25 protein-coding genes and 1 pseudogene are annotated in these 24,250 nt (G+C 55.6%); 9 read left to right on the top strand and 17 right to left on the bottom strand.

Features of this window, described 5'->3' with window-relative positions; genetic code table 11:
* The first annotated feature begins 46 nt into the window (after positions 1-46).
* The gene (locus M2433_RS01985; RefSeq protein WP_429052488.1) at positions 47-973 is read left to right on the top strand and encodes a LysR family transcriptional regulator; all 927 of its coding nucleotides are present in this window, start codon (positions 47-49) and stop codon (positions 971-973) included.
* Between the two features lie 39 nt (positions 974-1,012).
* On the opposite strand, the gene nhoA is transcribed toward M2433_RS01985, so the two are convergent.
* On the bottom strand, positions 1,013-1,858 hold the full coding sequence (gene nhoA / locus M2433_RS01980; protein WP_429052487.1) for an N-hydroxyarylamine O-acetyltransferase: 846 nt from the start codon (positions 1,856-1,858) through the stop codon (positions 1,013-1,015).
* A gap of 106 nt (positions 1,859-1,964) precedes the next feature.
* Here nhoA and M2433_RS01975 point away from each other — a divergent pair, with 106 nt between their 5' ends.
* The 3 genes from M2433_RS01975 (at position 1,965) to M2433_RS01965 (ending at position 4,056) form a co-directional block, all read left to right on the top strand.
* Positions 1,965-2,537, top strand: coding sequence for a flavin reductase family protein (locus tag M2433_RS01975; RefSeq protein WP_429052486.1), 573 nt, complete (start codon positions 1,965-1,967; stop codon positions 2,535-2,537).
* Between the two features lie 139 nt (positions 2,538-2,676).
* Positions 2,677-3,390 carry a hypothetical protein gene (locus M2433_RS01970; RefSeq protein WP_429052484.1) on the top strand — a complete coding sequence of 238 codons (714 nt, stop codon included), beginning with the start codon at positions 2,677-2,679 and terminating at the stop codon, positions 3,388-3,390.
* A 186-nt stretch (positions 3,391-3,576) separates the two neighbouring features.
* On the top strand, positions 3,577-4,056 hold the full coding sequence (locus M2433_RS01965) for an Hcp family type VI secretion system effector (RefSeq protein WP_429052483.1): 480 nt from the start codon (positions 3,577-3,579) through the stop codon (positions 4,054-4,056).
* A 71-nt stretch (positions 4,057-4,127) separates the two neighbouring features.
* Here the strand turns inward: M2433_RS01965 and M2433_RS01960 are convergent, their stop codons facing one another.
* Entirely contained in the window at positions 4,128-4,268 is a 141-nt protein-coding gene (locus M2433_RS01960) for a hypothetical protein (protein ID WP_429052481.1), read from the bottom strand.
* A gap of 23 nt (positions 4,269-4,291) precedes the next feature.
* Here M2433_RS01960 and M2433_RS01955 point away from each other — a divergent pair, with 23 nt between their 5' ends.
* On the top strand, positions 4,292-4,717 hold the full coding sequence (locus M2433_RS01955) for a DUF3828 domain-containing protein (RefSeq protein ID WP_429052479.1): 426 nt from the start codon (positions 4,292-4,294) through the stop codon (positions 4,715-4,717).
* 77 nt (positions 4,718-4,794) lie between these two features.
* Here the strand turns inward: M2433_RS01955 and fusA are convergent, their stop codons facing one another.
* Positions 4,795-6,894, bottom strand: a complete 2,100-nt coding sequence (gene fusA / locus M2433_RS01950) for an elongation factor G (protein ID WP_429052478.1) — start codon at positions 6,892-6,894, stop codon at positions 4,795-4,797.
* A 161-nt stretch (positions 6,895-7,055) separates the two neighbouring features.
* Here fusA and M2433_RS01945 point away from each other — a divergent pair, with 161 nt between their 5' ends.
* Positions 7,056-7,355, top strand: a complete 300-nt coding sequence (locus tag M2433_RS01945; RefSeq protein WP_429052475.1) for an ArsR/SmtB family transcription factor — start codon at positions 7,056-7,058, stop codon at positions 7,353-7,355.
* A gap of 36 nt (positions 7,356-7,391) precedes the next feature.
* Here M2433_RS01945 and M2433_RS01940 read toward each other — a convergent pair whose 3' ends face one another.
* Entirely contained in the window at positions 7,392-7,628 is a 237-nt protein-coding gene (locus M2433_RS01940; protein ID WP_429052474.1) for a tautomerase family protein, read from the bottom strand.
* A 60-nt stretch (positions 7,629-7,688) separates the two neighbouring features.
* Here M2433_RS01940 and M2433_RS01935 point away from each other — a divergent pair, with 60 nt between their 5' ends.
* A complete protein-coding gene (locus M2433_RS01935; RefSeq protein WP_429052471.1) occupies positions 7,689-8,150 on the top strand; it encodes a winged helix-turn-helix transcriptional regulator in 462 nt (153 codons plus the stop codon).
* Between the two features lie 34 nt (positions 8,151-8,184).
* Here M2433_RS01935 and M2433_RS01930 read toward each other — a convergent pair whose 3' ends face one another.
* Positions 8,185-9,507: a 2-hydroxycarboxylate transporter family protein gene (locus M2433_RS01930; protein ID WP_429052469.1), complete on the bottom strand. Its 1,323-nt coding sequence runs from the start codon at positions 9,505-9,507 to the stop codon at positions 8,185-8,187.
* Positions 9,508-9,920: 413 nt separating this feature from the next.
* Between M2433_RS01930 and M2433_RS01925 the strand changes: the two genes are divergently transcribed.
* Positions 9,921-11,606 (top strand): NAD-dependent malic enzyme, encoded by a 1,686-nt coding sequence (locus M2433_RS01925; protein WP_429052467.1) that lies wholly within the window; start codon positions 9,921-9,923, stop codon positions 11,604-11,606.
* A 44-nt stretch (positions 11,607-11,650) separates the two neighbouring features.
* Here M2433_RS01925 and M2433_RS01920 read toward each other — a convergent pair whose 3' ends face one another.
* The 11 genes and pseudogenes from M2433_RS01920 to M2433_RS01870 form a co-directional block, all read right to left on the bottom strand.
* Positions 11,651-12,652, bottom strand: coding sequence for a Kdo(2)-lipid IV(A) acyltransferase (locus M2433_RS01920; RefSeq protein WP_429052465.1), 1,002 nt, complete (start codon positions 12,650-12,652; stop codon positions 11,651-11,653).
* 195 nt (positions 12,653-12,847) lie between these two features.
* Positions 12,848-13,078, bottom strand: a complete 231-nt coding sequence (gene pptA, locus M2433_RS01915) for a tautomerase PptA (protein ID WP_047348369.1) — start codon at positions 13,076-13,078, stop codon at positions 12,848-12,850.
* A 37-nt stretch (positions 13,079-13,115) separates the two neighbouring features.
* Entirely contained in the window at positions 13,116-13,733 is a 618-nt protein-coding gene (locus M2433_RS01910; protein WP_429052464.1) for a glutathione S-transferase family protein, read from the bottom strand.
* A 47-nt stretch (positions 13,734-13,780) separates the two neighbouring features.
* Positions 13,781-14,668, bottom strand: coding sequence for a transporter substrate-binding domain-containing protein (locus tag M2433_RS01905; protein WP_429052463.1), 888 nt, complete (start codon positions 14,666-14,668; stop codon positions 13,781-13,783).
* 9 nt (positions 14,669-14,677) lie between these two features.
* Positions 14,678-15,451, bottom strand: a complete 774-nt coding sequence (locus M2433_RS01900) for an amino acid ABC transporter ATP-binding protein (protein ID WP_059309952.1) — start codon at positions 15,449-15,451, stop codon at positions 14,678-14,680.
* Positions 15,435-16,361 (bottom strand): amino acid ABC transporter permease, encoded by a 927-nt coding sequence (locus M2433_RS01895; RefSeq protein ID WP_047348365.1) that lies wholly within the window; start codon positions 16,359-16,361, stop codon positions 15,435-15,437. Before M2433_RS01895 ends, M2433_RS01900 begins: the two co-directional genes overlap by 17 nt.
* Positions 16,362-16,370: 9 nt before the next feature.
* Entirely contained in the window at positions 16,371-16,880 is a 510-nt protein-coding gene (locus M2433_RS01890; RefSeq protein ID WP_059309951.1) for a GNAT family N-acetyltransferase, read from the bottom strand.
* 9 nt (positions 16,881-16,889) lie between these two features.
* Positions 16,890-19,153: pseudogene (locus M2433_RS01885) on the bottom strand (NtaA/DmoA family FMN-dependent monooxygenase).
* Positions 19,154-19,169: 16 nt separating this feature from the next.
* On the bottom strand, positions 19,170-20,291 hold the full coding sequence (locus M2433_RS01880; RefSeq protein ID WP_429052459.1) for an amidohydrolase: 1,122 nt from the start codon (positions 20,289-20,291) through the stop codon (positions 19,170-19,172).
* Positions 20,288-21,289: an LLM class flavin-dependent oxidoreductase gene (locus tag M2433_RS01875; protein WP_429052457.1), complete on the bottom strand. Its 1,002-nt coding sequence runs from the start codon at positions 21,287-21,289 to the stop codon at positions 20,288-20,290. The genes M2433_RS01880 and M2433_RS01875 overlap by 4 nt, the downstream gene beginning before the upstream one ends.
* 110 nt (positions 21,290-21,399) lie before the next feature.
* Positions 21,400-21,939, bottom strand: coding sequence for an AAA family ATPase (locus M2433_RS01870; RefSeq protein ID WP_429052455.1), 540 nt, complete (start codon positions 21,937-21,939; stop codon positions 21,400-21,402).
* Positions 21,940-22,280: 341 nt separating this feature from the next.
* Between M2433_RS01870 and M2433_RS01865 the strand changes: the two genes are divergently transcribed.
* Positions 22,281-23,816, top strand: a complete 1,536-nt coding sequence (locus M2433_RS01865; protein WP_429052454.1) for a methyl-accepting chemotaxis protein — start codon at positions 22,281-22,283, stop codon at positions 23,814-23,816.
* Here M2433_RS01865 and M2433_RS01860 read toward each other — a convergent pair.
* A complete protein-coding gene (locus M2433_RS01860; protein ID WP_429052452.1) occupies positions 23,813-24,211 on the bottom strand; it encodes a (R)-mandelonitrile lyase in 399 nt (132 codons plus the stop codon). The two genes, M2433_RS01865 and M2433_RS01860, sit on opposite strands and share 4 nt — an antisense overlap.
* Positions 24,212-24,250 lie beyond the last annotated feature (39 nt).

Below are 24,250 nucleotides of genomic sequence, written 5' to 3'. Positions count from 1 at the left end.
CCCCTGCGTTATCGTGGTTAAAGAAAAGCGAGAACGGGATGCGGATATGCAACATGAATTACAGGGAATACAAGCGTTTGTAAAAATTGCAGAAATCGGATGTTTTACAAAAGCGTCGCAATTTCTTCATATTTCACAACCGGCGTTAACACGCAGGATTCAAAAACTGGAAGAGAGCCTGGGAGCCACGCTGTTTGAGCGTTCGACGCGAAGCGTGAAGCTTACGACGGTGGGAAGAGAGTTTTTACCTAAAGCGAGGAATTTAATCGATTTTTATGAAAGTTCAATCCTGAGTATTAAAGAGATGGCGACGCATCAGGCAGGCGTGATTACGGTTTCCTGTATCCCTACCGCGGCCTTCTATTTTCTGCCATCAGTGATACGAGATTATAACAATGACTACCCAAACATCCGGATCCGCATACTTGAGCACAGTGCCAGCGATTGTCTCGAAGCGGTTTTGAATGGTGACGCAGATTTCGGCATAAATATGATAAACATCACACATCCTAATATCGATTTTGCGCCGCTGGTGAATGAACCCTTTGTTCTGGCATGTCGGCGCGACAATGAACTGGCGAAAAAACCGCTGGTCACGTGGGACGATCTGGCCGGAATGAAGCTGATTGGGGTAAGACGTTCCAGCGGGAACCGTTCGCTTATCGATCAGGCGTTCGAGAAAATGGCCTGGAAACCGAACTGGTTTTATGAAGTGCGTCATTTGTCAACGTCACTGGGGATGGTGGAAGCGGGTCTCGGCGTGTCTGTGGTTCCAAGTCTGGCGATGCCGACCGATGAACATCACGTCCTTGTCAGTCGCCCGCTGATTGAACCCGTCATACGCCGAACGCTGGGGCTTGTGCAACGCCGGGAAACACCCCTTAGCCCGGCGGCGGAAAAATTCCGCGAGCTGATTTTACATCTGTGGTCTGGCGAAAACAGCAGCCCGTGGATCGGCAAGTTTACTCAGTAGTAGCCCTTGCGGAGAAAGGGGCCCGCGCCCCTTTGCGCATTATTTCCCGGCCTGCGGATGCGTATCAAACCCCGCCATCACCGCCGTCAGCTCCGCCAGAGAAAAACCGTGCTTCGGATCGTCAACGCCCAGCCCAAAGCGCGCCTGCATCAGCTGATACAGCGCCGCAGCGTCGGGAAGATGGATCTGCTCCTCCACATGACCGTTCTGCCAGTGGGTAAAGTTAAAGTTGGTCAGCGTCAGCTTGCCGCCGTCCGGCAGATGGCGGCACATCAGCAGATGATGGCGGAAATGCGACTGTGGCCAGTGCGCCGACCAAAAATTCCCCATCACATAATCGCTGAAATACTGCGTCGTCAGGTCAAAGTGGTACATTGACTGCCAGTGCTCGTGGTGACGGAACTGCAGCACCCAGTCATTCCCCTCGCTGAGCAGACGATACAGCCCGTGCGGCGTCTCCTGTTCTTCGTTGGCAAGCAGGCGGATCGGCGCCGTCAGCGTCTGGCCGCCAAACCCGACGTCGGCAATCCAGCGCTCGCCGTTAAGTTCCACCAGCAGCAGGCGGTGCGTGCGCGGCGGCATCTGCGGCGGACTCGCCAATACCACGCGTCCGAGCACGCTGCGCACCGTAAACCCGACTTCGCGCAGCACGCGCTCGAACAGGCCGTTTTGCTCAAAGCAGTATCCCCCGCGACGGGCGGTCACCAGTTTGTCGACCAGACACGGGTCTTCAAGATGAATTTCGCGCGGCAGGACAACATCGATATTCTCAAACGGGATCGCGCAGTTGTGATGTAAATGCAGCGCGCGCAGGGTGTCTATATCAGCAGAAGCCGGTTGCTTCCAGCCGATGCGAGCAAAATAGGCAGTCAGAAAGGGAGACATGCATCAGTTTCCTTTAAAAGTGATGTTTTGTTTATAAACTAATTTTACGCGTTCACTTTGATTTCCGTGCTTTTTCTGCATACTCGATTGTTTATGAGGAGAACCTATGAGCCACTTTCGCCCTGTTGAATTACGTCATGCCAGCCGCCTGCTGAACCACGGCCCTACCGTGCTGATTACCAGCCGGGATGAAACCCTGGACAGACGCAACGTGATGGCCGCCGCATGGTCAATGCCCGTCGAATTTGAACCGCCGCGTATTGCGATTGTGGTGGATAAAAGCGCCTGGTCGCGCGAGCTGATCGAACGCAGCGGGAAGTTTGGCATCGTCATCCCCGGCGTGGCGGCGGCCAGCTGGACTTACGCGGTAGGCAGCGTCAGCGGGCGCGATGAAGACAAATTCAACTGCTACGGGATCCCGGTCGTAAACGGCCCCGAACTCGGCCTGCCGGTCATTGAAGAAAAATGTCTGGCGTGGATGGAGTGTCGATTATTACCCGCCACATCGGCGGCAGAAAAGTACGATACGCTGTTTGGCGAAGTGGTATCAGCGGCAGCAGATGAACGCGCGTTTGTCGCCGGACGCTGGCAGTTTGATGGCGATAAGCTGAATACGCTGCATCACCTTGGGGCCGGAACGTTTGTGGCGAGTGGGAAGATGGTGAAGGCGCTGGATTGATAAGCTCAATCAGATACCTTAGAGATATAATGATTTCATATAACATTAAATGCTTACCAGCTTTCAAAAAAAAAGAGGATATTCGCTATGTGATTGCAATGATAACGTGAAATAAAAATCGCATTAAGGATCTCACATCATGAATGCATCTGACTATTTAAGGATAAAATTTCAGAGTGACCACCATCTGGCCCTCACAATGCAGAACGCAATTGGTGGCATTTTGCAATCAGCAAGAGGTGTTGCATCCGTTATATATTCTGGTATTGAGCGAGCCAGTTGGTATTCATCATGTTTTATTCCCCAGTACAATAATGTCTGTCAGGAGTTAAAAGCTGAAGAAATCAGAACACTCTACTCAATAGAGTCGGTTTTCAAACACGCTGATGTCATTGCATACATGTTTTATCTGTACCTGAAAACGATATGTGATGACATAGATAATGGCAATCCAGAAGGTTCAGCCCGTAAACTCATCCAAAGAATTGCAGAATTTGGCTCTCACATGAACGTAGCGGGAGCAACGCGCTATGCATTTGCCACTGCTGCCTCGGTAGCTCTTTCTCAATCCAGTCTTGTTTCGAAAGTTGTTGTTGAACGTCTCTCGGGTAAATTACCACAAGGGGTCTTAGTTCTCCAGTTTTATGGCATACAACAGAAATGTGCACTCGCTGCTCGCCAATTGAAAGTTATTAATCCCGATTATTATTGGATTCTATACCAGGCGAAACTGGAGATGCTGTATTATTTTTGCGAGCCCGCCATTTCAAAATTATTTGAAAAAATGAAATTAAAAGCCTTTTCAAACCTGGATGATTTAGCCGATTATATACAAAGTGACTTGAATGTTTAAAAACTTAATCAGACTGTTATTAGAAAGTATAGTCTTTCCTGTGCTCGTCATAGGTTTTGGTTTATTATGGCTTCATCTATTTCCTGAGTACTGTCTATCATTGACGTTGCTCACAATTATTATACTTATTTGGTTATTCCCTCGATTAACTTCACGCATAACAAAACTGAAATAAAAGGATTTACTATGTCTAATCCAGCTTATATGTGGTTAACTGATGAAAATGGTTCACCAATGATTGGTTCATCTCTTGTCTCCGGGCGTATCGGGGCTATTGAGCTAAAATCACTAACTCATAATGTCAATATTCCGGCCGATAGCAATACAGGCCGCCTGACGGGTACACGAATTCACGCGCCGATTATGTTTCAGAAAGAGTTTGATCGGGTGACCCCTCTTTTGTACAAAGCTTTAACTACAGGCGCCACACTCAAATCAGCAATTATAAAGATGTACATAATTAGCGAGGCTGGAATAGAAAGCGAATATTTCAATATTTCCCTGGAGAATGTAAAAATCACGTCCATAACTCCTGACTTATATCCTGGTGCAGGATCAGGCACACACCTCGAAACAATCCTTCTACGTTATGAAAGTATTACCTGGAAGCACTGTGATGGTAATATTGTTTACAAAGATAGCTGGAACCATAGAGTCGTAGCCTAACAGCATATACTAATTGCACTATCTCAGTAACAGTGCCCTATTTCTTCCGCCTGGTATATGATCAACCGCATTCAGGCGACGTAGCCGTTATCCAGAATATTGTGGGTCACAATAGCGGACAGATTTGCATCTACGATGGCCAGCAGTGGATCAGCGATTTCGTACAACGCACCCTGTACCCAGTAAAGGCTTACCGAAGCATACAGTCCCATTACGAACGCTTCAGGCATGACTAATGAAAGCACTCTTCTTTTTTCTTTTCGCCCTGCCTCCTTTCGCCGTCGCTGATAGCATCTCTCCACCGGGGATGGCGGCGCTTAAATTCAATCAATGGTATATCGCGCAGTTGAATCAGGACAAACCGCCAGTCCTCAATCCGGACAGCAGGAGTGACTACGTTACCTCAGAAACTATCGCAGCAATTAAAGAAATGTACTCTGGCGACAGTAACGAAAAAGACATGCCCGATGCAAATATGTTTATTAAATCGCAGGACTGGAATGAGGACTGGGAGCAGATAACAGTGTTGCATTCTGATTTTGATGCCGTTTGCACAAACGTGTATATCGCATTTGGTAATAAGCAGGACCACGTTGTTACCGATTGTCTCGTTGAGGAAAAAGGGAAATGGAAAGTTCGATCGGCCACGCTGGTTAAGTGACCACGCGATATTAAAGCCGCCTGTAAGAGCGGAAAAAGCACACGGTAGCCCATCGGCTACCATGTGCAATTACTTCACTACTTCGCACGCCGCGCAATAATCTCATCCGCAACATTTCTCGGGGCTTCCGCGAAATGATGGAACTCCATCGTGTACGTCGCACGTCCCTGGGACATCGAGCGCAAAGTCGTGGCATAACCAAACATCTCTGCCAGCGGAACATCAGCACGAATAATCTGGCTTCCGTACTGCTCTTCCATCCCCTGCACCATGCCACGGCGGGAGGAGAGATCGCCCATAATATTGCCGGAGTACTCCTCTGGTGTTTCCACCTCCACGTGCATAATCGGCTCAAGGATCGCCGGATTCGCCCTGCGAGCGCCCTCTTTAAAGCCGAGGATCGCCGCCATGCGGAACGCCATCTCCGAAGAGTCGACCTCGTGATACGAACCAAACGTCAGCGTCGCTTTGACATCGACAACCGGGTACCCCGCCAGAACGCCGCTGTTCATGGCTTCCCGCAGTCCTTTCTCAACGGACGGGATATACTCCCGCGGCACCACGCCGCCCTTGGTGGCATCTTCAAACGTAAAGCCGCTGCCGGGTTCGGTCGGCTCAAGGCTCAGCACCACGTGACCGTACTGCCCTTTACCGCCGGACTGACGGACAAATTTGCCTTCGATATCCTTCACCGCTTTACGCAAGGTTTCGCGGTAGGTCACCTGCGGACGACCAATGTTCGCCTCGACGCCAAACTCACGCTTCATGCGGTCAACGATAATCTCCAGGTGTAACTCACCCATCCCGGAGATAATGGTCTGGCCGGACTCTTCATCAGTGTGCAGGCGGAAAGACGGATCTTCCGCCGCCAGACGCTGCAGCGCGATCCCCATTTTCTCCTGATCGCCTTTCGTTTTCGGCTCGATCGCCAGCGAGATAACCGGATCCGGGAACTCCATCCGCTCAAGCGTGATCACTGCGTTCGGGTCGGTTAAGGTGTCACCCGTGGTCACATCTTTCAGCCCAACGCAGGCCGCGATATCCCCGGCGCGCAGTTCGTCCACCTCGTGGCGATCGTTGGCATGCATCAGCACGATACGCCCGATACGCTCTTTCTTCCCTTTCACCGGGTTATACACCGCATCTCCTTTGCGCAGCACGCCAGAGTAAACGCGGATAAAGGTCAGCTGCCCGACGTACGGGTCGCTCATCAGCTTAAACGCCAGCGCGGAGAACGGCTCATCGTCGCTGGGATGACGCTCGGCGTGCTGCCCTTTTTCATCTACGCCGTCAATCGCCGGCACGTCAAGCGGCGACGGCATCAGCTCAATGACCGCATCGAGCATGCGCTGCACGCCCTTGTTTTTGAACGCGCTGCCGCACAGCATCGGCTGGATTTCACCCGAGATGGTGCGAATACGCAGCCCCCGGATGATTTCCGCTTCGTCGAGATCGCCCGTTTCCAGGTATTTATCCATCAGATCGTCGCTGGCCTCCGCCGCCGCAGAGACCATTTTTTCCCGCCATTCCTGAGCGGTTTTCACTAAGTCATCCGGCACGGGCGCATAGGTAAATACCATGCCCTGGGTGGCATCGTCCCACAGAATGGTGCGCATCTTGATGAGATCCACCACGCCGGTGAAGTGCTCTTCCGCGCCAACCGGGATCACAATCGGTACCGGATTCGCCTTCAGGCGCTCCTGCATCATCCGCACGACGCGGAAGAAATCGGCGCCCGGACGGTCCATCTTGTTGACGAAGGCCAGACGCGGCACGTGATACTTATTCGCCTGACGCCAGACGGTTTCGGACTGAGGCTGCACGCCGCCCACGGAGTCATAGACCATCACGGCACCGTCGAGAACGCGCATGGAGCGTTCCACCTCAATGGTGAAATCCACGTGCCCTGGGGTATCGATAATGTTGATCCGGTGCGGTTCAAACCCTCTGTCCATACCCGGCCAGAAGCAGCTGACGGCCGCAGACGTAATGGTGATCCCGCGCTCTTGCTCCTGCGCCATCCAGTCGGTTGTTGCCGCGCCATCGTGTACTTCACCCAGCTTGTGGCTCATCCCGGTGTAAAACAGGATGCGCTCGGTGGTGGTTGTTTTACCGGCATCGATATGCGCGGAGATACCGATGTTGCGATAACGTTCGAGAGGGATGGGTCGGGGCATGATATTTCCTTAAGTCTCTTTGACCTGTTTGTGACGACCGGGATGGTCGCGTATTCGTTCGTTTGCTATAATAGTCCTATTGTACGAGTATTATCGAACTATTTTTTAATGGTTGACCTATTGTTGATATAGCTCAATCTGACACCAGACGCAGGAAAACGATGATCCCTAACCATCCTGAAACTGAACAAATACTGCTGGAAAATGTGCTGTTTGCCCTCGGCAACCCGCTCCGGCTGTCGATTATTCGCCGGCTTGCCGACGGCAGCGAACTCAGCTGCAACGCGCTGCGCCCGGAAGACGTGGTGAAGTCCACGATGACCCATCACTGGCGCGTGTTGCGCGACAGCGGCGTCATCTGGCAGCGTCCGCAGGGACGAGAAAATATGATTTCGTTGCGCAGAGAGGATCTGGATGCCCGTTTTCCCGGGCTGATGGACATTTTGTTGCGGGCTCAGTGAGTTGCCGGGAGGCCAGTTTCGCCTCCCGGCCTCTCATCAGGGTACCTGCGTCGACGCGAATTTCTTCGCAATCATTTCAGCGGTAGGCTGTAATCCGCCCAGGCTCCACTGCTCAGGGTCGTGCTCATCAATACGGATCCAGACCGAGCGCCGGAACTCCGGATCCCCTTTCCCCTCGATTTCCACCATTAAGTCCGTCATCCGGCGCAGCAGCTCGCTTTTCTGCTCGGCGTTCATGATCCCTTTAATCGATTGTACATTCACAAAAGGCATTGTATTCTTCCTGCAAGCAAGGTCTAAAAATCATACTTAGATTAGAAAGGAAAACACCCGGTGTCAAAAGATAAATCGTTGCCTTACCTCTCCCCCGAACTCTGCGGTCTGGCTGAAGGAGCAAAAATCGTGGGCGATCAATGGATTTTGCTGATCCTGCGGGAGGCGTTTTACGGGGTGACGCGCTTTGAAACCATGCGAAGCCATACCGGAATCACGAAGCAGACGTTAGCGACGCGTTTAAAGCTGATGACGGAGCTGGGGTTGCTTTCCCGAATACCTTACCGGGAAGAGGGTGAACGTGAACGGTATGAATACCAGCTTACCAACAAAAGCCGCACTCTTGCCCCGGTGCTTCTGTCGCTGATGGAGTGGGGGCACAAACATGTGTTACATACCGCGCCGCATTTAACCCTGGTGGACAGCGAAACGGGTGATCCGTTGCATATCGGCTACGTGAATGCGCAGGGTCAGGAGGTGAAACAAAACCATGTTCACATTGTGCCGTCCGAAAAGGGGTAAGCCCGGCGATGCTGCCCGGCCTACCCGCACCGCGTTACATAATCCATCCCATCAGCAGCGTGGCGAGGATCACCGTCGACGCGCCGCCGATGCGAGTGGCAATCTGCGCAAACGGCATGAGCGACATCCGGTTAGAGGCCGACAAAATGGCCACGTCCCCCGTTCCGCCCAGACCGCTGTGGCAGCAGGTCACAATGGCCGCCTCCACGGGATACATATTCAGACGCGAGGCAATAAAGTAGCCGCTCAGCGCCATTGCAATCACGACCGAGCCGCACACCACCACGTACCCCACCGAGAAGACCGACACTACGCTTTCAAGCGGCACGTATAACATCCCAAGGCCGATCATCAGCGGCCAGACAAGCGCGGCCGAGACGAATTTATAGCAACTGTGCGCCCCCTGCTCCATGGAGGACGGGATCACCCTGAAGTACTTACACAGAACGGCAATCAGGATCATCAGCACCGGGCCGGGAATGTGGACCAGTTTTTCAAACAATCCTCCGACGATGAAAAATGCGCACACCATCAGCAACCCGCCCCCCATCAGATGAAAATCCGTCTGTTGAGCGCTTTGCGCCCCGGCAAACAGGCTGACGTCCTCTTTGCTTCGCGTGAGCATGCCGTTACCCGAAAGCGCGGGACGTTTTGCCCCAAGACGCGCCAGCGAGCCTGCGCAAATAATGGCGAAGATGTTCCCCACGACCGCCGCGGGTGCCAGCTGGGCAACGTAGACGTCCGGCGTTTGCCCGAGTATTGCCGAATAGGCCAGTGACAGGGGCAAAATCCCCTCGCCAATCCCTCCGCCAATAATCGGAACGATGATAAAGAAGAACGTGTGGTAAGGCGTATAGCCAAACAGCGATCCCACAATGAGCCCGCTCAGCACGGCCATGAATGTCCCTGCCACCAGCGGAACAAACATGCGCATCATCCCCTGGATCAATAGCACCCGGTTCATCCCCAGAATACTGCCGACCACCAGGCAGGCGATGACGAAATAGAGCAGATTCGCCTCTTTCATCAGCAGATGCACCGTATCAAGGGTCTGCTTGCCGAATACGCCAAAATAGACCAGCACGGAGGGCACCATCAGGCACAGGATCGCCGGGCCGCCGATGTCTTTCAGCAGGGGGATTTGACGCCCCACTTTGGCAAACGCGAAGCCGAGGGTCATGATGACCGCCAGCCCGCCAATCATATTTTTCGGCAGCAGCCCTGCCCAGGCGGACGTCGCCACAATAGCGGCAATCCCGACAAACAGCATCAGCGGGACCGCGCCAACCTCAGTGTTGAGCCCAAAGGCGAAACGCGAGGTCGGCAGCGCAGACGTTGGTACAGGATTATCTTTCATATAATCACCTGAAAATTGTGTTCGGATATACAGAGAAAGGAATAGGCTGGAAACTATTCCTGATACCAATAAATGTCCATAAATATAAATAATGAATTATGCGGCCTTTTCTAAAAACAGGCTCAGGGTGAAATTAACATGCGTTCCCGAAGAGAAATGTGAACACAACAACGCTTTCCTTTTAAATAATTTAATTCATCATTATGTAACTAAAGTTATTCATGGCGATCAATGCATTCCTTTTTGAAATTAATAAAAGCAGAAAGAATGTGAACTTTATCACTCCTGCTCCGTTAGCTAAGCGCTAAATTAGCCCCCAACCAAACGCACGAAATACCGTGTCTTTACAACCATTAAAGGCACTGTTTTTGCTCATCTTTTATCTTTATCGCTTACATATTCAGGAGTTAACCATGTCTCGCAAAGAAGTGCTGTATACCCCCTATAACGGGGCCGTACTGCTGGAAAATCCGTTATTAAATAAAGGGCTCGCTTTCATTAAAGAAGAGCGTGATAATTTTAACCTGCATGGCCTATTACCGCACAACGTTGAAACCATTGAAGAACAAACCGAACGTGCCTGGGTGCAGTTCTGCCATTTTAAAAGCGATATTTCCCGTCATGTTTATCTGCGCAATATTCAGGATACCAATGAAACCCTCTTTTATAATCTCCTGCGTTTGCATCTGAAAGAGACGCTGCCAATTATCTATACCCCGACCGTAGGTGAAGCCTGCGAGCATTTCTCGACGATTTATCGCCGTGCGCGCGGGTTGTTTATTTCATGGCCTAACCGCCATCGTATTGATGAAATGCTGCAAAGCTTCTCGCGCAACGACATTCGCGTGATTGTGGTGACGGACGGGGAGCGTATTTTAGGGCTTGGCGATCAGGGTATCGGCGGAATGGGTATCCCGATTGGCAAGCTGTCGCTGTATACCGCCTGCGGGGGGATCCATCCGGCTTCTACCCTCCCGATCATGCTGGACGTCGGCACCAACAATCAGCAGCATCTGGACGACCCGATGTACATGGGCTGGCGTCATCCGCGCATCAGCGACGATCAATACGCTGAGTTTATGGATATGTTTGTCAGCACCGTCAAGGCGCGCTGGCCCAACGTTCTTCTGCAGTTTGAAGACTTTGCCCAGAAAAACGCCACCAGACTGCTCCAGCGCTACCGCGACCAGCTGTGCTGCTTCAATGATGACATTCAGGGAACGGCAGCCGTTACCGCAGGTACGCTGATTGCGGCGGCCCATGCCGCGGGCACGCGCATTCGCGACCAGCGCGTGGTCTTCCTGGGCAGCGGTTCCGCCGGATGCGGGATAGCAGAAAAAATTGTGGCGCTGATGGTGGATGACGGCCTGACCGAGTCCGAAGCCCGCAGCCGGATCTTTATGGTCGATCGCTTCGGCCTGCTCACCGACGACATGACCAACCTGCTCGATTTCCAGAAAAGCCTGCTCACCGCGCGCGACGCCATTAGCCGCTGGCAGGTAGTGGCGAAGAATATTTCCCTGCTGGACGTGGTTAAAAACGCGCACCCAACGGTGATGATTGGCGTTTCGGGCCAGCCGGGGCTGTTCAGCGAAGAGATTGTCAAAGAGATGCATCGCCACTGCCCGCGCCCGATTATCATGCCGCTTTCGAACCCGACGTCACGGGCGGAGGCTCAGCCGCAGGATCTTATCGCCTGGACTCAGGGCGCCGCGCTGGTGGCCACCGGCAGCCCGTTTGCCCCGGTATTCTGGCAGGACGCGCAGTACGACATCGCCCAGTGTAACAACGCCTATATTTTCCCGGGACTGGGATTAGGGGTTCTGGCCAGCAACGCGCGCCGGGTGACCGAAGAGATGCTGATGGCAGCAAGCCGCAGCCTGGCGGCGCAGTCTCCGCTGGTCACCGCGGAAAAAGGGGGATTGCTGCCGCCGGTTGACTGTATTGAAGCGGTGTCACGCCAGATAGCCGTCGCCGTGGCACGGGCCGCAATTGCCCAGGGCATTGCCCCGGCGATAGATGATGAGACGTTGATGGCGCGCATCGAGAAGACATGGTGGCAGGCGGACTATGCGCCTTACCGCCGCTCCGCGCTGTAGCATCGGTCATGCCCTCACCGCGCGGTGAGGGCCCTGGTGCTGTTTTAGTGCTGTACGCCCGAGCGGTCGGAAAAATCGTCGGCTGACAGAATATCAACCCGCGGTGCCGCCGGTTTGCGGCGGGCATACCGGTCAGGCAGGCCTTCTGGACGCGTTTTGAAGCGACGGTGCAGCCACATATATTGCTCTGGCGCCATCCGTACCGCGTGCTCAATTGCCCTGTTCATCTGCGTCGCAACGGATTCTTTATCTCCCCCCTGCAGCGCTTCACCGATATCCTCCAGAATAATCAGCTCGTAACCTGAGCCGTCCGCCCTGCGCCGCGGCACGAAGGGGATCACGGCAGGCCGCGCGCTTTTGACCAGCATATAGCTGCCCGCCGTCGTGGCGGCATTCGGCACCGCAAAAAACGGCACGAAGACGCTATTGGTTTTGCCATAGTCATGGTCCGGGGCGTACCACAAAATTTCATTCTGCTTCAGCGAGCGGATCATGCCTTTTAAATCATGGCGATCGAGCATGGTTTTATTGGAACGCAGGCGGCCGCGCGTCTGCAGCCAGTCAAGCAGCGCGTTATTGTTAGGACGATACACCCCAATGCCGGGGTTAAGCATGCCAAAGATCCGCGCGCCCAGCTCAAGGGTGAGGAAATGCATGCCCACGAGCACCACGCCATTGCCTTTCGCCCGCGCCTTTTCCATGTGTTCATAGCCCACCACGGTGTAGCATTTGCGCACCCGCCACGCCGGCCAGAACCATGCCATCCCGGTTTCGATCACCCCCATGCCTACCGATTCAAAATTACGCTGCAGCAACGTCTCGCGTTCATTCTCATTCATCTCTGGAAAGCAAAGCTCAAGATTGCGGCGGGCAATCTCGACGCGGCGAGGGAGCAGGCGCATCGCCAGCCGCCCCAGGCCGTGACCGATTCGGAACAACAGCGGATAAGGCAGCAGCATGATGAGCCACAGCGCGGCAATGCCGACCCAGCTGAGCCAGTAGCGGGGGTGAAGAAAAGCGAGGGAAAACTGCGGTAATTTTGTCATCAGAAAATTATCCTTTAACGTGTCTGTCCTTAACTGATTCTGTTGAAGATCTTTCCTAAGGATTTATGAAATGTCAGTCAGAACCGTAAAGTGTAGCGGATAAGATAAAACTCATTTTTATCGATTTTTGCGAAAAGCGGGATGACAGGCGGGGAAAGCCGGGGAAGAACGGATCCGCTCCCCGGCATAAAGATCTTACATAGAGTAGCCGGGCTTCTTAATCAGCTCGTCCAGCTTCGGTCCTATTTCGGTATCCCAGACCTGCGCTTTCCAGTCCTCCTGATTCACCTGGTTCAACGCCACCGACACGGAACTGTCTTTGCTGTTGAAATGGCGAATAATCACCTCGGCAATATCCGCCGCCAGGGCGGTTTTTTGTTCGTCGTTCAAATCACGGGGAAAACATTTGATATCTACGTGTGGCATGCGCAGGCTTCCAGTTGTGAGTCAGGGCTCCACGTTATCAGATAATATCGTTGGCCTTTAACACCTTGTGCAGTTCCGGCAGCTGGCATACGGTATCCGCAATGGCCGTCAGTTTCGGCGTATTGGCCGCAAACCAGGCGTGTCGGGGCCCCCAGGTACGCGCCACCGCGATATACACGTCCAGCAGCGTCAGACGTTCACCCAGCGCAAACGGGGCCGCGCTGAGCTGTTCTTCGAACCACAAATAGAGGGATTTCCGGTACTCGATGCAGTTTTTCTGCAGCTGCTCCGGCGCGTCCGGCACCCAGCGTTCGGGATAGTCGGCATACGTAAACGTGGGATAGACGTTCGCCACAAACCAGATGAGCAAACGCTGAAACTGCTGGCGTTCGGCCTGCCCTACGGGCGGGGCGAGATCGGGACATCTGTCGAGCACCATCAGGGCAATCGCCGCCGTTTCGGTCATGATGGCACCATTTTCCAGCTCCAGCGTGGGCACCTGGCACAGCGGGTTTAGCTTTTGCAGCAGCTCACGCTGCGGGCCGGGCTGGTCAAACCCGTCCACGTTGATAAATCGATAAGGGATATCAGCCAGGGTTAGCATCACTTCACTGATTGCCGAGCCCCAGCCGGGTACGCCATAGAGTTTAATCATGTTGCCCCCTGAGGGTGAGGGATGAAAACCCTAAGTGTAGAGCACCATTAGTAGGTTATCCCAGGCGGGTTGACCTCCGATTGCGCTACCGCTTCGCCCTGCTCCCCCCAGCGCGCCAGCACCTTCTGGTAATCTCCGCGCGTAATCGCACCGTTCAGCGCGGCCTGCAGCGCGTACACCAGCTCATTGCCTTTTTTGGTGGTGGTCGCAACATAGGCTTTTTTCGGCCCTAAACCGACCACGCGGGTCTTGCCGGTGAGCGCCGCTTTATAGGCCGAGACCGACTGCGGCCCGAAGAACACGTCTGCCCTGCCGGACTGAATATAGAGGTTGCCCGAGGCATCGTCGTGGAGATAGACCGGCAGCGCAGGCGCCCTCCCTGCCTTTTGGTTCTCTTCGTTCCAGCCCAGCAGGATACGTTCCTGATTGGTACCCGAGCCGACAATCACCTTTTTCCCCGCCAGATCTTCCGCGTTTTTAATGGACTGCACCTCGCTGGTGGATTTCACCGAAAACGCCAGCGAATCGACGCGGTAGGTTGCAAAATCGAACTTCTCTTTCCGCTGTTCGGTCACCGCAATGTTCACCAGCGCCACGTCGTAGCGCCCGGAGGCGATCCCCAGCGGCCAGTCCTCCCACGCCGTCGGCACCAGCTTCAGCTTCAGCCCCAGGCTGCCCGCCAGCAGGCGGGCGATATCCGGGTCGCTGCCAATCCGCGTCCGGTTATCGCTGGCCAGCAGCGCCAGCGGCGGGGAGTTCAGCGCCGAAATGGCCACCGTCAGCGTCCCGGGCTCAACGAACCGGTAATTTGCGGGGATCTTTGCCACCGCCTGCGGATCGACCGTCACCGGCAGCGGCAGCTCGTTGGCTTTTAAATCAATGCTGGCGTGGCTGGCGGCTGAAAAAATCAGCCCCGCCAGAAGTCCGTATTTCATTGGCGCTCCTTACAATACTTTGGAGAGAAACTGGCGCGTTCGCGGGTGCGACGGATGATTCAGCACCTCGTCACTGCTGCCCTGCTCCACAATTTTGCCGTCGACCATAAACACCACCTGATCCGCCACCTCCCGGGCAAAGCCGATCTCGTGGGTGACCACCACCAGCGTGGTGCCGGACCGGGCCAGCTTTTTGATCACGTCCAGCACTTCCCCCACCAGCTCCGGATCCAGCGCCGAGGTGGGTTCATCAAACAGCATCACGCGCGGACGCAGCGCCAACGCGCGGGCAATGGCAATGCGCTGCTGCTGGCCGCCGGAAAGATGGCGGGACCAGGCGTCCGCTTTATCCCGCAGCCCAACCACGTCCAGCAGGCTAAACGCCCTTTCCACCGCCTCTTTTTTGCTGAGCTTTTTATGCGCGACCGGCGCCTCTATCAGGTTTTCCAGCACCGTGAGGTGCGGAAAGAGGTTGAAGTTCTGGAACACATAGCCCACGTTGATGCGCTGCTTGAGGATCTCCTTCTCTTTCAGCTCGTAGAGCCTGTCACCCTGACGGCGATAGCCAATGTAATCGCCGTCAATCTGGATAAAGCCTTCGTCGACGCGCTCCAGGTGGTTAATGGTGCGCAGCAGCGTCGATTTGCCCGAGCCGGACGGCCCGAGGATCACCGTCACGGATCCGGGCGGGATCTCAAGCGTGACGTTGTCGAGCGCCTTATGGCGACCAAAATACTTGCTGACGCCGGTAATCGAAATGTGTCCTTCAGGAGAGGCTTGCATGGACGGGCTCCTGTGCTGGTGCGGTGGTGACAGAACGGCTACGACGGGTGGCGCGGTTCTGATTAACGGCAGAGCGGCGTTCGCTGCGGGCGAGCGCGCGTTCAACACCGTACTGGATAGCGGACAAGACGGTAGTAATCACCAGGTACCAGGCAGCTCCGACCATCAACAGCGGGATCACCTCCTGCGTGCGGTTGTAGATCATCTGGATGGTATAAAACAGCTCCGGCATCGCCAGGACGTAGACCATCGCCGTGCCCTTGGCGAGGCTGATGATCTCATTGAATCCCGAAGGCAGAATGGTGCGCAGCGCCTGCGGCAAAATAATGCGCACCGTGCGGCGCCAGGCCGGCAGGCCGAGCGCGGCGGCCGCCTCATATTGCCCGTGGTCGACGCCGAGGAATCCGCCGCGAATGATCTCGGCGGTATAGGCGCTCTGCACCAGGGTGAGTCCTACCACGGCGGTGGAGAACTGCCCCAGCACGTTAATGGTTTCAAAGCTTCCCCAGGTGATGCCGGTGAACGGCACGCCGAGAGAGAGCGTGTCGTAGAGATAGGAAAAGTTGTAGAGAATGATCAGCACCACGATCAGCGGCAGCGAGCGGAACAGCCAGATGTAGGCCCACGCCAGGCTGCTCAGCAGCCAGGACGACGAGAGTCTCGCCAGGGCCAGCATGCCGCCAATCACCACGCTCAGCGCGGTACCGATCAGCGTCAGCAGCAGAGTCTGGCCGACGCCTTCGAGGATCACCGGGTCAAAGAACCAGCGGGCGAATACCGCCCACTCCCAGCGCGGGTTAAAGGCCACGGACTGAATGACGACCGCCAGGACAAACAGCGCCACCGCGGCGCCGACGGCCCGCAGCGGATATCGCGCCGGGACCACCTTAATGGTTTCAACGTTGCTCATCGTCGTTCCTCATGCGGTTTGACTGAACGCTTCGCGTACCAGCGTTTTGGTGAATCGCAGCCGGCCGTCAAACGGCGGCTGGCTATACTCTTCCGGATCCCGGTTCAGATCGAACTGCGGCTGGTAGCCCTGGCTGATATAGAGCCTGACCGCCTCCGGCTGACGAAAACCGGTTGTCAGGTAGATCTGGCTATACCCTGCCAGCACCGCCCTGCGCTCCAGCTCCTGCACCACGCGCCCGGCAAGCCCCTGCTGACGCAGGGATTTGTTGGTCCAGATACGTTTAATCTCTGCGGTCCGCTCGTCAAAGGGCTTATAGGCACCGGTGGCGATGATTTCACCATCGCGCTCCAGGACGATAAACAGCCCCTGCGGCGCCAGATACCACTCCGTCAGCTCGACTTCTGCGTCCTTAGAGAAGTAGTCCCCGTAACGGGCCGCGTATTCACCGAACAGCCCCTCGATAATGGGCTGGAGTTCGGCGTCTTCCGGCGAAACATCACGAAATTGTTCGCTCATCGCGCCTCCTTAATCACCCAGGCCAGCCGGGTTCACTTCTGAACTCGGGATGCGCTCAACGCCTTCACCCCAGCGGTTCAGCACCTTGTCGTAATCGCCGCTTTTGATAGCACCGTTCAATGCGGTTTGTACCGGCTCGACCAGGCCGCTGCCTTTTTTCAGCGTTACCGCGATGTGCGCCGCCTTCGGCCAGCCGCCGTCGACGCTGCCGACCAGCTTGGTTTTACCCGTCAGCGCGGCTTTCCACGCGCCAATCACGTTCGGGCCAAAGAAGGCGTCCGCGCGCCCGGACTGCAGCGCCAGGGTTTGTGCCGCATCGTCTTTGGTGTAGATCGGGGTAAAGGGTTTCAGCCCCTTCTTCAGGTTTTCAGCATTCCATGCCAGCAGGATGGCTTCCTGATTGGTACCGGAGCCCACGATAATCCGCAGCCCGGCGATGTCTTCCGCCTTCTGAAGCGAGGTAATCGGGCTGGTGGATTTCACGTAGAAACCGAGGGAATCCTTGCGGTAGGTGGCAAAATCAAACTTCTGTTTGCGTTCTTTGGTGACGGTGATGTTGCTGATAGCCGCATCGTATTTCCCGGAGGCCACGCCCAGCGGCCAGTCCTCCCAGGAGGTCGGCACCACGTTCAGCTCCAGCCCAAGGCTGTCCGCCACCAGACGCGCAACGTCGACCTCGCTTCCCAACAGCGTTTTGTTGTCATCGGAGAAGACCGTCAGCGGCGGCGAGTTAAGCGCGGCCACCGCCACGGTAAATTTCCCCGGCACGGCGAAGCGATAGTCTTTCGGCAGCTGGGCGATGGCATCGCCGTTTTTGGCGGTGTTGATCGGCGTTTTATTGGCCTCAATGCTCACGCCGGTGCCGTTAATATTCACATTCTCTGCCCAGACGGCAGGGGTAAAGGCCAGCGCGAGCGCCAGAATAAGCGATGTTTTCTGCATAGCGGTGTTCTCTTTTATTGTTGTGTGAAGGCGTTTTTCGGCTCGTCCAGGCCTAAGCTTTCGCGCAGCGTGGTGCCCGGGTAGTCGGTGCGGAACAGGCCGCGAGCCTGTAACACGGGCACCACCTGGTCAACAAAACGCGGGAAGGTGTCCGGCGTACCGCCCTGAATGATAAAGCCGTCTGCGGCATAGCCTTCAAACCAGGCCTGCAGGCCGTCCGCAACCTCTTCCGGCGTGCCGGAAAAGCGCGGGCGCGGCGAAGCGGCTTCCAGCGCCACCTGACGCAGGGTTAAGCTGCGCTCGCGGGCGTTACGCTTGATTTCATCGGTGGTGCTGCGGAAGCTGTTTTTGCCTAAGTCGCCGATATCGGGGAACGGTTCGTCGAGCGGATACTGGCTGAAATCATGATGTTCGAAATAACGCCCGAGGTAATTAAGGGCATCATTAATCGACACCAGCGCCGCCGTGGTTTGATACTGGTTTTCCACGTCGTCGGCATCGTTACCGACAATGACGCTGACGCCCTGGAAAATATGTAAATCAGAGGCGCGGCGGCCGTGCGTTTCCAGCTGCTGCTTCACGTCACGATAAAAGGCTTTTGCTTCATCGACGGTTTCGTGATGGGTAAAAATGGCGTCGGCATGTTTCGCCGCCAGCTTTTTCCCGTCATCCGACGCGCCGGCCTGGAATACAATCGGACGCCCCTGCGGGGTGCGGCCAATATTCAGCGGCCCGGCGACCTGGAAGAAATCACCGCGGTGATCCAGGGTGTGAAGCTTTGACGCGTCAAAGAATTGCCCGCTCTCTTTATTACGTACGAACGCATCACCTTCCCAGGAATCCCACAGCCCTTTCACCACGTCGAGATACTCATCGGCGATCCGGTAGCGAAGCGCGTGTTCAGGGTGCTTTTCGCGGGAAAAGTTCTTCGCCGATCCTTCCAGCGGTGAGGTCACCACGTTCCAGCCCGCGCGGCCGTTGCTCAGATGGTCGAGGCTGGCGAACTGGCGCGCCGTGGTAAAGGGCTCGCTGTAGGAGGTGGATAAGGTTCCCACCAGCCCCAGGCGCGAGGTGATGCTGGCGAGCGCGGATAACACCGTCAGCGGTTCAAACCGGTTTAAAAAATGCGGGATCGACTTCTCGTTAATATAAAGACCGTCGGCAACGAATAAGAAATCGAGTTTGCCCTCTTCCGCCTTTAACGCCGTCGCTTTGACGAAATCAAAATTGATGCTGGCATCGGCGACGGCCGCCGGGTGACGCCAGGCGGACATATTCCCGGATGCACCATGCAAAATGGTCCCGAGCCGCAGTTGACGATGTGCAGACATATTCACCTCTTCTGAATTAAACGTGTTGCAGGGCTTTTTCCGCAAGCTGTGCAAAATAGCGGGCAGCGGGCTCAATTAATGCTTCGTCCGGGTTAAACGCCGGGTGGTGTAAACCAAACGGGCTGTTGCTGCCAATGCTGACAAACGCGCCGGGAATGGACTGCAAATAGACCGCGAAGTCTTCCCCGCCCATGTGCAGCTCCGCGTGCCGGGTTTCGTAACCGGCTTCCCGGGCAACCGAGGTGGCGAAGTCGGCCCAGCGTTCGTCATTCACCAGCGCGGTGGGCCCGGCATACCAGGTGATATCGATCTGCGCGCTAAAGGCGCTGGCAAACCCGGCGGCAATTTCGCCCACGCGGGCCTTCACGTTCTGCTGCACTTCCGTGCGATGGGTGCGCAGCGTACCTTCCAGCTCGACGCTTTCCGGCAGCACGTTCCAGGTGTTGCCGCCCGCGATGCGCGTGACGCTCAGCACTACCGAATCCAGCGTGTTAACGTTGCGGCTGGCGACGCTCTGCAGCGCCGTCACCAGCTGGCTCGCCAGCACGATGGCGTCATTGCCTTCGTGCGGACGTGCGGCGTGCGCGCCCTTGCCGGTAATGCGGATCACGAAGCGGTCGACGTTGGCATAGAACGGCCCGCCGCGGGTGGCGAACTCGCCGACCGGCAGGCCGGGCTCGTTATGCATACCGAAAATCGCGCTCACGTCGCGCAGGGCACCGGCCCGCACCATGCTCTTCGCGCCGCCAAAGTTCTCTTCCGCGGGCTGAAACAGAATACGCACCCGGCCGTTAAGCGAGGCTTCCCGCTCTTTCAGCTTTAGCGCCGCGCCGAGGATGACGCTGGTGTGAACGTCATGTCCGCAGGCGTGCATGACGCCTGCGTGCTGAGAGCTAAACGGCACGCCGCTGCGCTCTTCAATCGGCAGGGCATCAATATCTGCCCGCAGCGCAATCAGCCTGCTGCCGGTGCCGATTTCCGCCACCAGCCCGGTCGAAAGCTCATAAGGCAGCGGCGCAATGCCCGCGTTTGTCAGCCACTGGCGCAGGCGCGCGGTGGTTTCCACTTCCTGACCCGACAGCTCCGGGTTCTGGTGCAGCTCGCGCCGCCAGGCAATCAGCTGTTCGCCAAAGCTCATACGGTAACCTCCCTGTTAAGACGCGCCTCGGCCAGCAGCCGCAGGGACGCCACGCGCGTGGCGCCATTCGCAATCGGGGTATCAATAATAAATTCGTCAATGCCCCACGTTTCATGGAGGGCGTTCAGGTGTTCAAGCACAGATTCCGCCGTGCCCGCCAGCAGAGATTGCGCCCGACGCGCAATGCGCACCGGTTCACTTCCCGCCTGGCGCGCAAACGCGTAAGCCTGCTCTTCGCTGGCGACGGTGACGCGCTGTCCGTTGGCCAGCTCAACGCCCCACACTTCCACCTTCTGCGCCAGCGCTTCCGCTTCGGCCTGCGTCGGCGCGACAATCGCCTGCACCGCCACAATCGCCTCGCGGGTGCTGTTTTCACGCCAGGTGGTAATCACCTCACGCAGCAGGTCCGGATCGCCGTTCAGGTGCGCGGCGAAGACAAAGTGCCAGTCAAGCCGGGCGGCCAGCAGCGCGCTTTCGGTGCTCGCTCCCAGCAGGAAACCCTGCGCAGGCGATGGCGGCAGCGGCGTGGCAAGCACGGCTTCTTCTGTTGACTGATGTTCAGGACGAATCCAGCGATCGAGCTGGGCCAACTGTTCGGCAAAGCTGCCCTTTTCCTGTTGATTCAGACCCTGCTGCAGCGCGCGGGTCGAGAGCGGCAGGCCACCGGGGGCTTTTCCGACGCCGAGATCCACGCGGCCCGGCGCCAGCGCGGCCAGGACGTTGAAATTCTCGGCAACTTTATAAGGGCTGTAGTGCTGGAGCATCACGCCGCCGGAGCCGACGCGAATCCGCGTGGTTTGCCCGAGGATCCAGGCAATCAGCAGCTCCGGCGAGGGGCTGGCAAGCTGTGGGGTATTGTGGTGTTCGGCAATCCAGAAGCGGTGATAGCCCAGATTTTCTGCCTGCTGAGCCAGCGCAAGGGTACGCGCCAGTGCATCGGCAGCCGTTTCATTTTCAGCGATGGGGCTTTTATCCAGAATGCTGATTCGCCATGACATGTTGCGTTCTCGTTTGACTTAACATGTCGACATTATTAAAGGCGCATTTCACCACTGAGAAACAATTAATTTACATTTGGTTTGCCGGAAATCAGATATATAAAACCATGCTAAGAATAAGACTTTAGGGAGGCGATCAGCGTTTCCGCCTGCTCGCGGCGGGTAATGCGGACAAAGCGAATGTGCGCGTAGCGCGGATCTTGCAGATCGGCTGCATAACGCGTGCGGTTGTTGCGCCAGGTTTTCATTGTCCAGATGATGATGGACTCTCTGCTGAGGAACGCGCGACGAAAGCTCTCCTTGTTCCCCGTGCCGGGCCAGAGTTCGTGCTTGTGCCAGGCCCGTTTGATGGCCCTGATGACGGCCTGCCTGAGGGTGCGGACAAACCCGTAATCTACCCACACCACAACGTCAACGTTGCGCCATTTAATGGGCCGCGTGCGGTTATAGTTACCGTCAAGCACCCAGTCTGGCGACGCCTGTAGTGCCAGCTCCAGTTTTTCCTCAAAAAGATCGTCCGGAGTTCCCTGCCACTCGGGACGCCAGTAGAGCCTGTCCATCTCGATGTAGGGAATCGCCAGTTCGGCCGCAATCTGCTTCGCCAGTGTGCTTTTTCCACTCCCGCTGGTTCCGATGACGTTAATTTTCACTCAAGCCTCACCCCGTTAACGAAAACTGACCAAATAATAACGTTTTCATCCTGTTAACGAAACGCTATATCAGCAGGGCAATTTTCCCTGGGTGGCGATCTCCCTCTTTCAGTTTGGTTTAGGTCATTTATTTACAGCGGTTCAATAAAGCGCGCCTGGAAATATTTTCATTTTTATTACATTCGAAGAAATTAACCCTATAAAAATAATTAACGGGGCTATTTCGAATAATATTAATTTCAGAGAGAATAGCCTCAGACAGTTATAAAAATAATCACATTAATCTTACCTGAGCGTTTTCCGGGTGTATTTTATTCTTGCACATTATTATGGAGTAACTCATGAGGCGTAACACTCCCGTTACACAAAACGAGTATTTGCTTAACGATGGTTCGACGCTAATGTCGACCACCGATACAGAAAGTCATATTACCTATGCCAATTCCGCTTTTATTGAAGCCAGCGGATATAAAGAAGAACATCTTCTGGGTGAACCGCATAACCTCATCCGCCATCCCGACATGCCTGCCGGGGCGTTTGGCGATATGTGGTTTACCCTGCAGCAGGGTGAGACCTGGACGGGGATGGTGAAGAATCGTCGTCAGAATGGCGATCATTACTGGGTGCGGGCTAACGTGACGCCGGTCTGGCAGGATGAAACCCTCACGGGCTATATTTCCGTGCGGAATATCCCCTCCCGGGAAGAGATAGCGGCCAGTGAAAAACTCTATGAAAAAGTGCGTAATAATGAATTAAAACATTACCGTTTTTATAAAGGACTGTTAATTCGGCGCGGTTTATTTTCCTTTATGTCGCTTTTTAAACGTCTCAGCACCGGCAAACGAATCCACCTCGGTATTGCAGCAACAGCGTTACTCGCCTGCCTGGCGATGTATTTATTCCCTGATAGTCGCGTTCAGGCCGGAAGTCTGATGCTGCTGTTTGTTGCTCTCGCCTGTTATCTTCACGCGCAGATCGCCCGGCCGTTAAAATCCATCGTGCAACAGATGCAGAGCGTGGTTTCAGGGCGTAAAACGGCGTATTACCATTTTGACAGGATCGATGACATCGGGCTGATGATGCGCCTGGTGAATCAGTCTGGTTTAAACCTGAATTCGCTGGTCGATGACGTTGGGGCGCAAATCAGCGGAATTGGCGACATCAGCCAGCAGGTCGCGAAAGAAGGTGCAGCGCTGCAGTCGCGCTCCGAAGAGAGCGCAGACTTTTTGCAGCAAACCGCTTCTGCGGTGGAAGAGATCGCCAGCGCGGTGAAGCAGACGGCGGAAACCGCGAAAGAGGCCACGGAGATGGCGGATCGCACCCGCGCTAGCGCCCGCTGCGGTGAAGCGATGATGAAAGAAACCATCGGTATGATGCAGTCCGTGTCGCAGGATAATAGCCAGATTGTCGATATTATCAGCGTTATCGATCGTATTGCCTTCCAGACCAACATTCTTGCCCTAAATGCTGCCGTTGAAGCGGCGCGCGCCGGTGAGGCCGGCCGCGGGTTTGCCGTGGTGGCGGCTGAGGTGCGCAATCTTGCGCAGCACTCGGCGACGGCGGCGAAAGAGATCAAAGCGCTGATTGAGAAAACCGTTGCCAGCGTCAACGCGGGCGTGGAGAAGGTAGAACAGACGGAAACGCAGCTGACGGTGATGATCGAAAACGTTCTGCAGGTCTCTTCACTGATTAAGGAGATCGGCCACGCCACGCAGGAGCAAACCCAGGCGCTAACGCTCATCAACGCGTCCATCTCCCGCATCGGTGCCATGACCCACACCAATACGGGGATGGTGGATAACGTCACTCACGCCGCGAATCACCTGACGGAGCGCACGACGCGCCTTAAGCAGGCGATTGCCGTGTTTGGCGGTTAGCCGTTCGGGTACTGCTCGTCGGTGACTTTTTCCAGCCACGCAACCGGGCTGCCGTTTTCCAATTCGGCGATGGCAATATGCGTCATCGCCGTTTGCGCGCTTGCCCCGTGCCAGTGCTTCACGCCGGGTGGGATCCAGGCGATATCGCCCTGATTCAGTACTTCCGCCGCTTTGCCCCACTCCTGTAGCCAGCCGCGCCCCTGCGTCACTATCAGCGTTTGTCCCAGGGGGTGCGTATGCCACGCCGTGCGCGCCCCCGGCTCAAAGGTCACGGTTGCCCCGCCGACGCGGGCAGGCTCGGTCGCCTGAAAGGGCGCGTCAATGCGGACGGTGCCGGTGAACCAGTCTTCCGGCCCCTTCGCTGAAGGTAATGAACCGCTGCGGATAATTTTCATGTTGAACTCCTCGTTGACTGTTGCGTTAACGGTAGCGCA

This window comes from Enterobacter sp. AC1 (assembly GCF_050434705.1).
Classification (GTDB): Bacteria; Pseudomonadota; Gammaproteobacteria; order Enterobacterales; family Enterobacteriaceae; genus Enterobacter; species Enterobacter cloacae_L.
The sequence above is the reverse complement of the archived record's forward strand: the minus strand, read 5'-3'. Positions and strand labels throughout refer to the sequence as shown.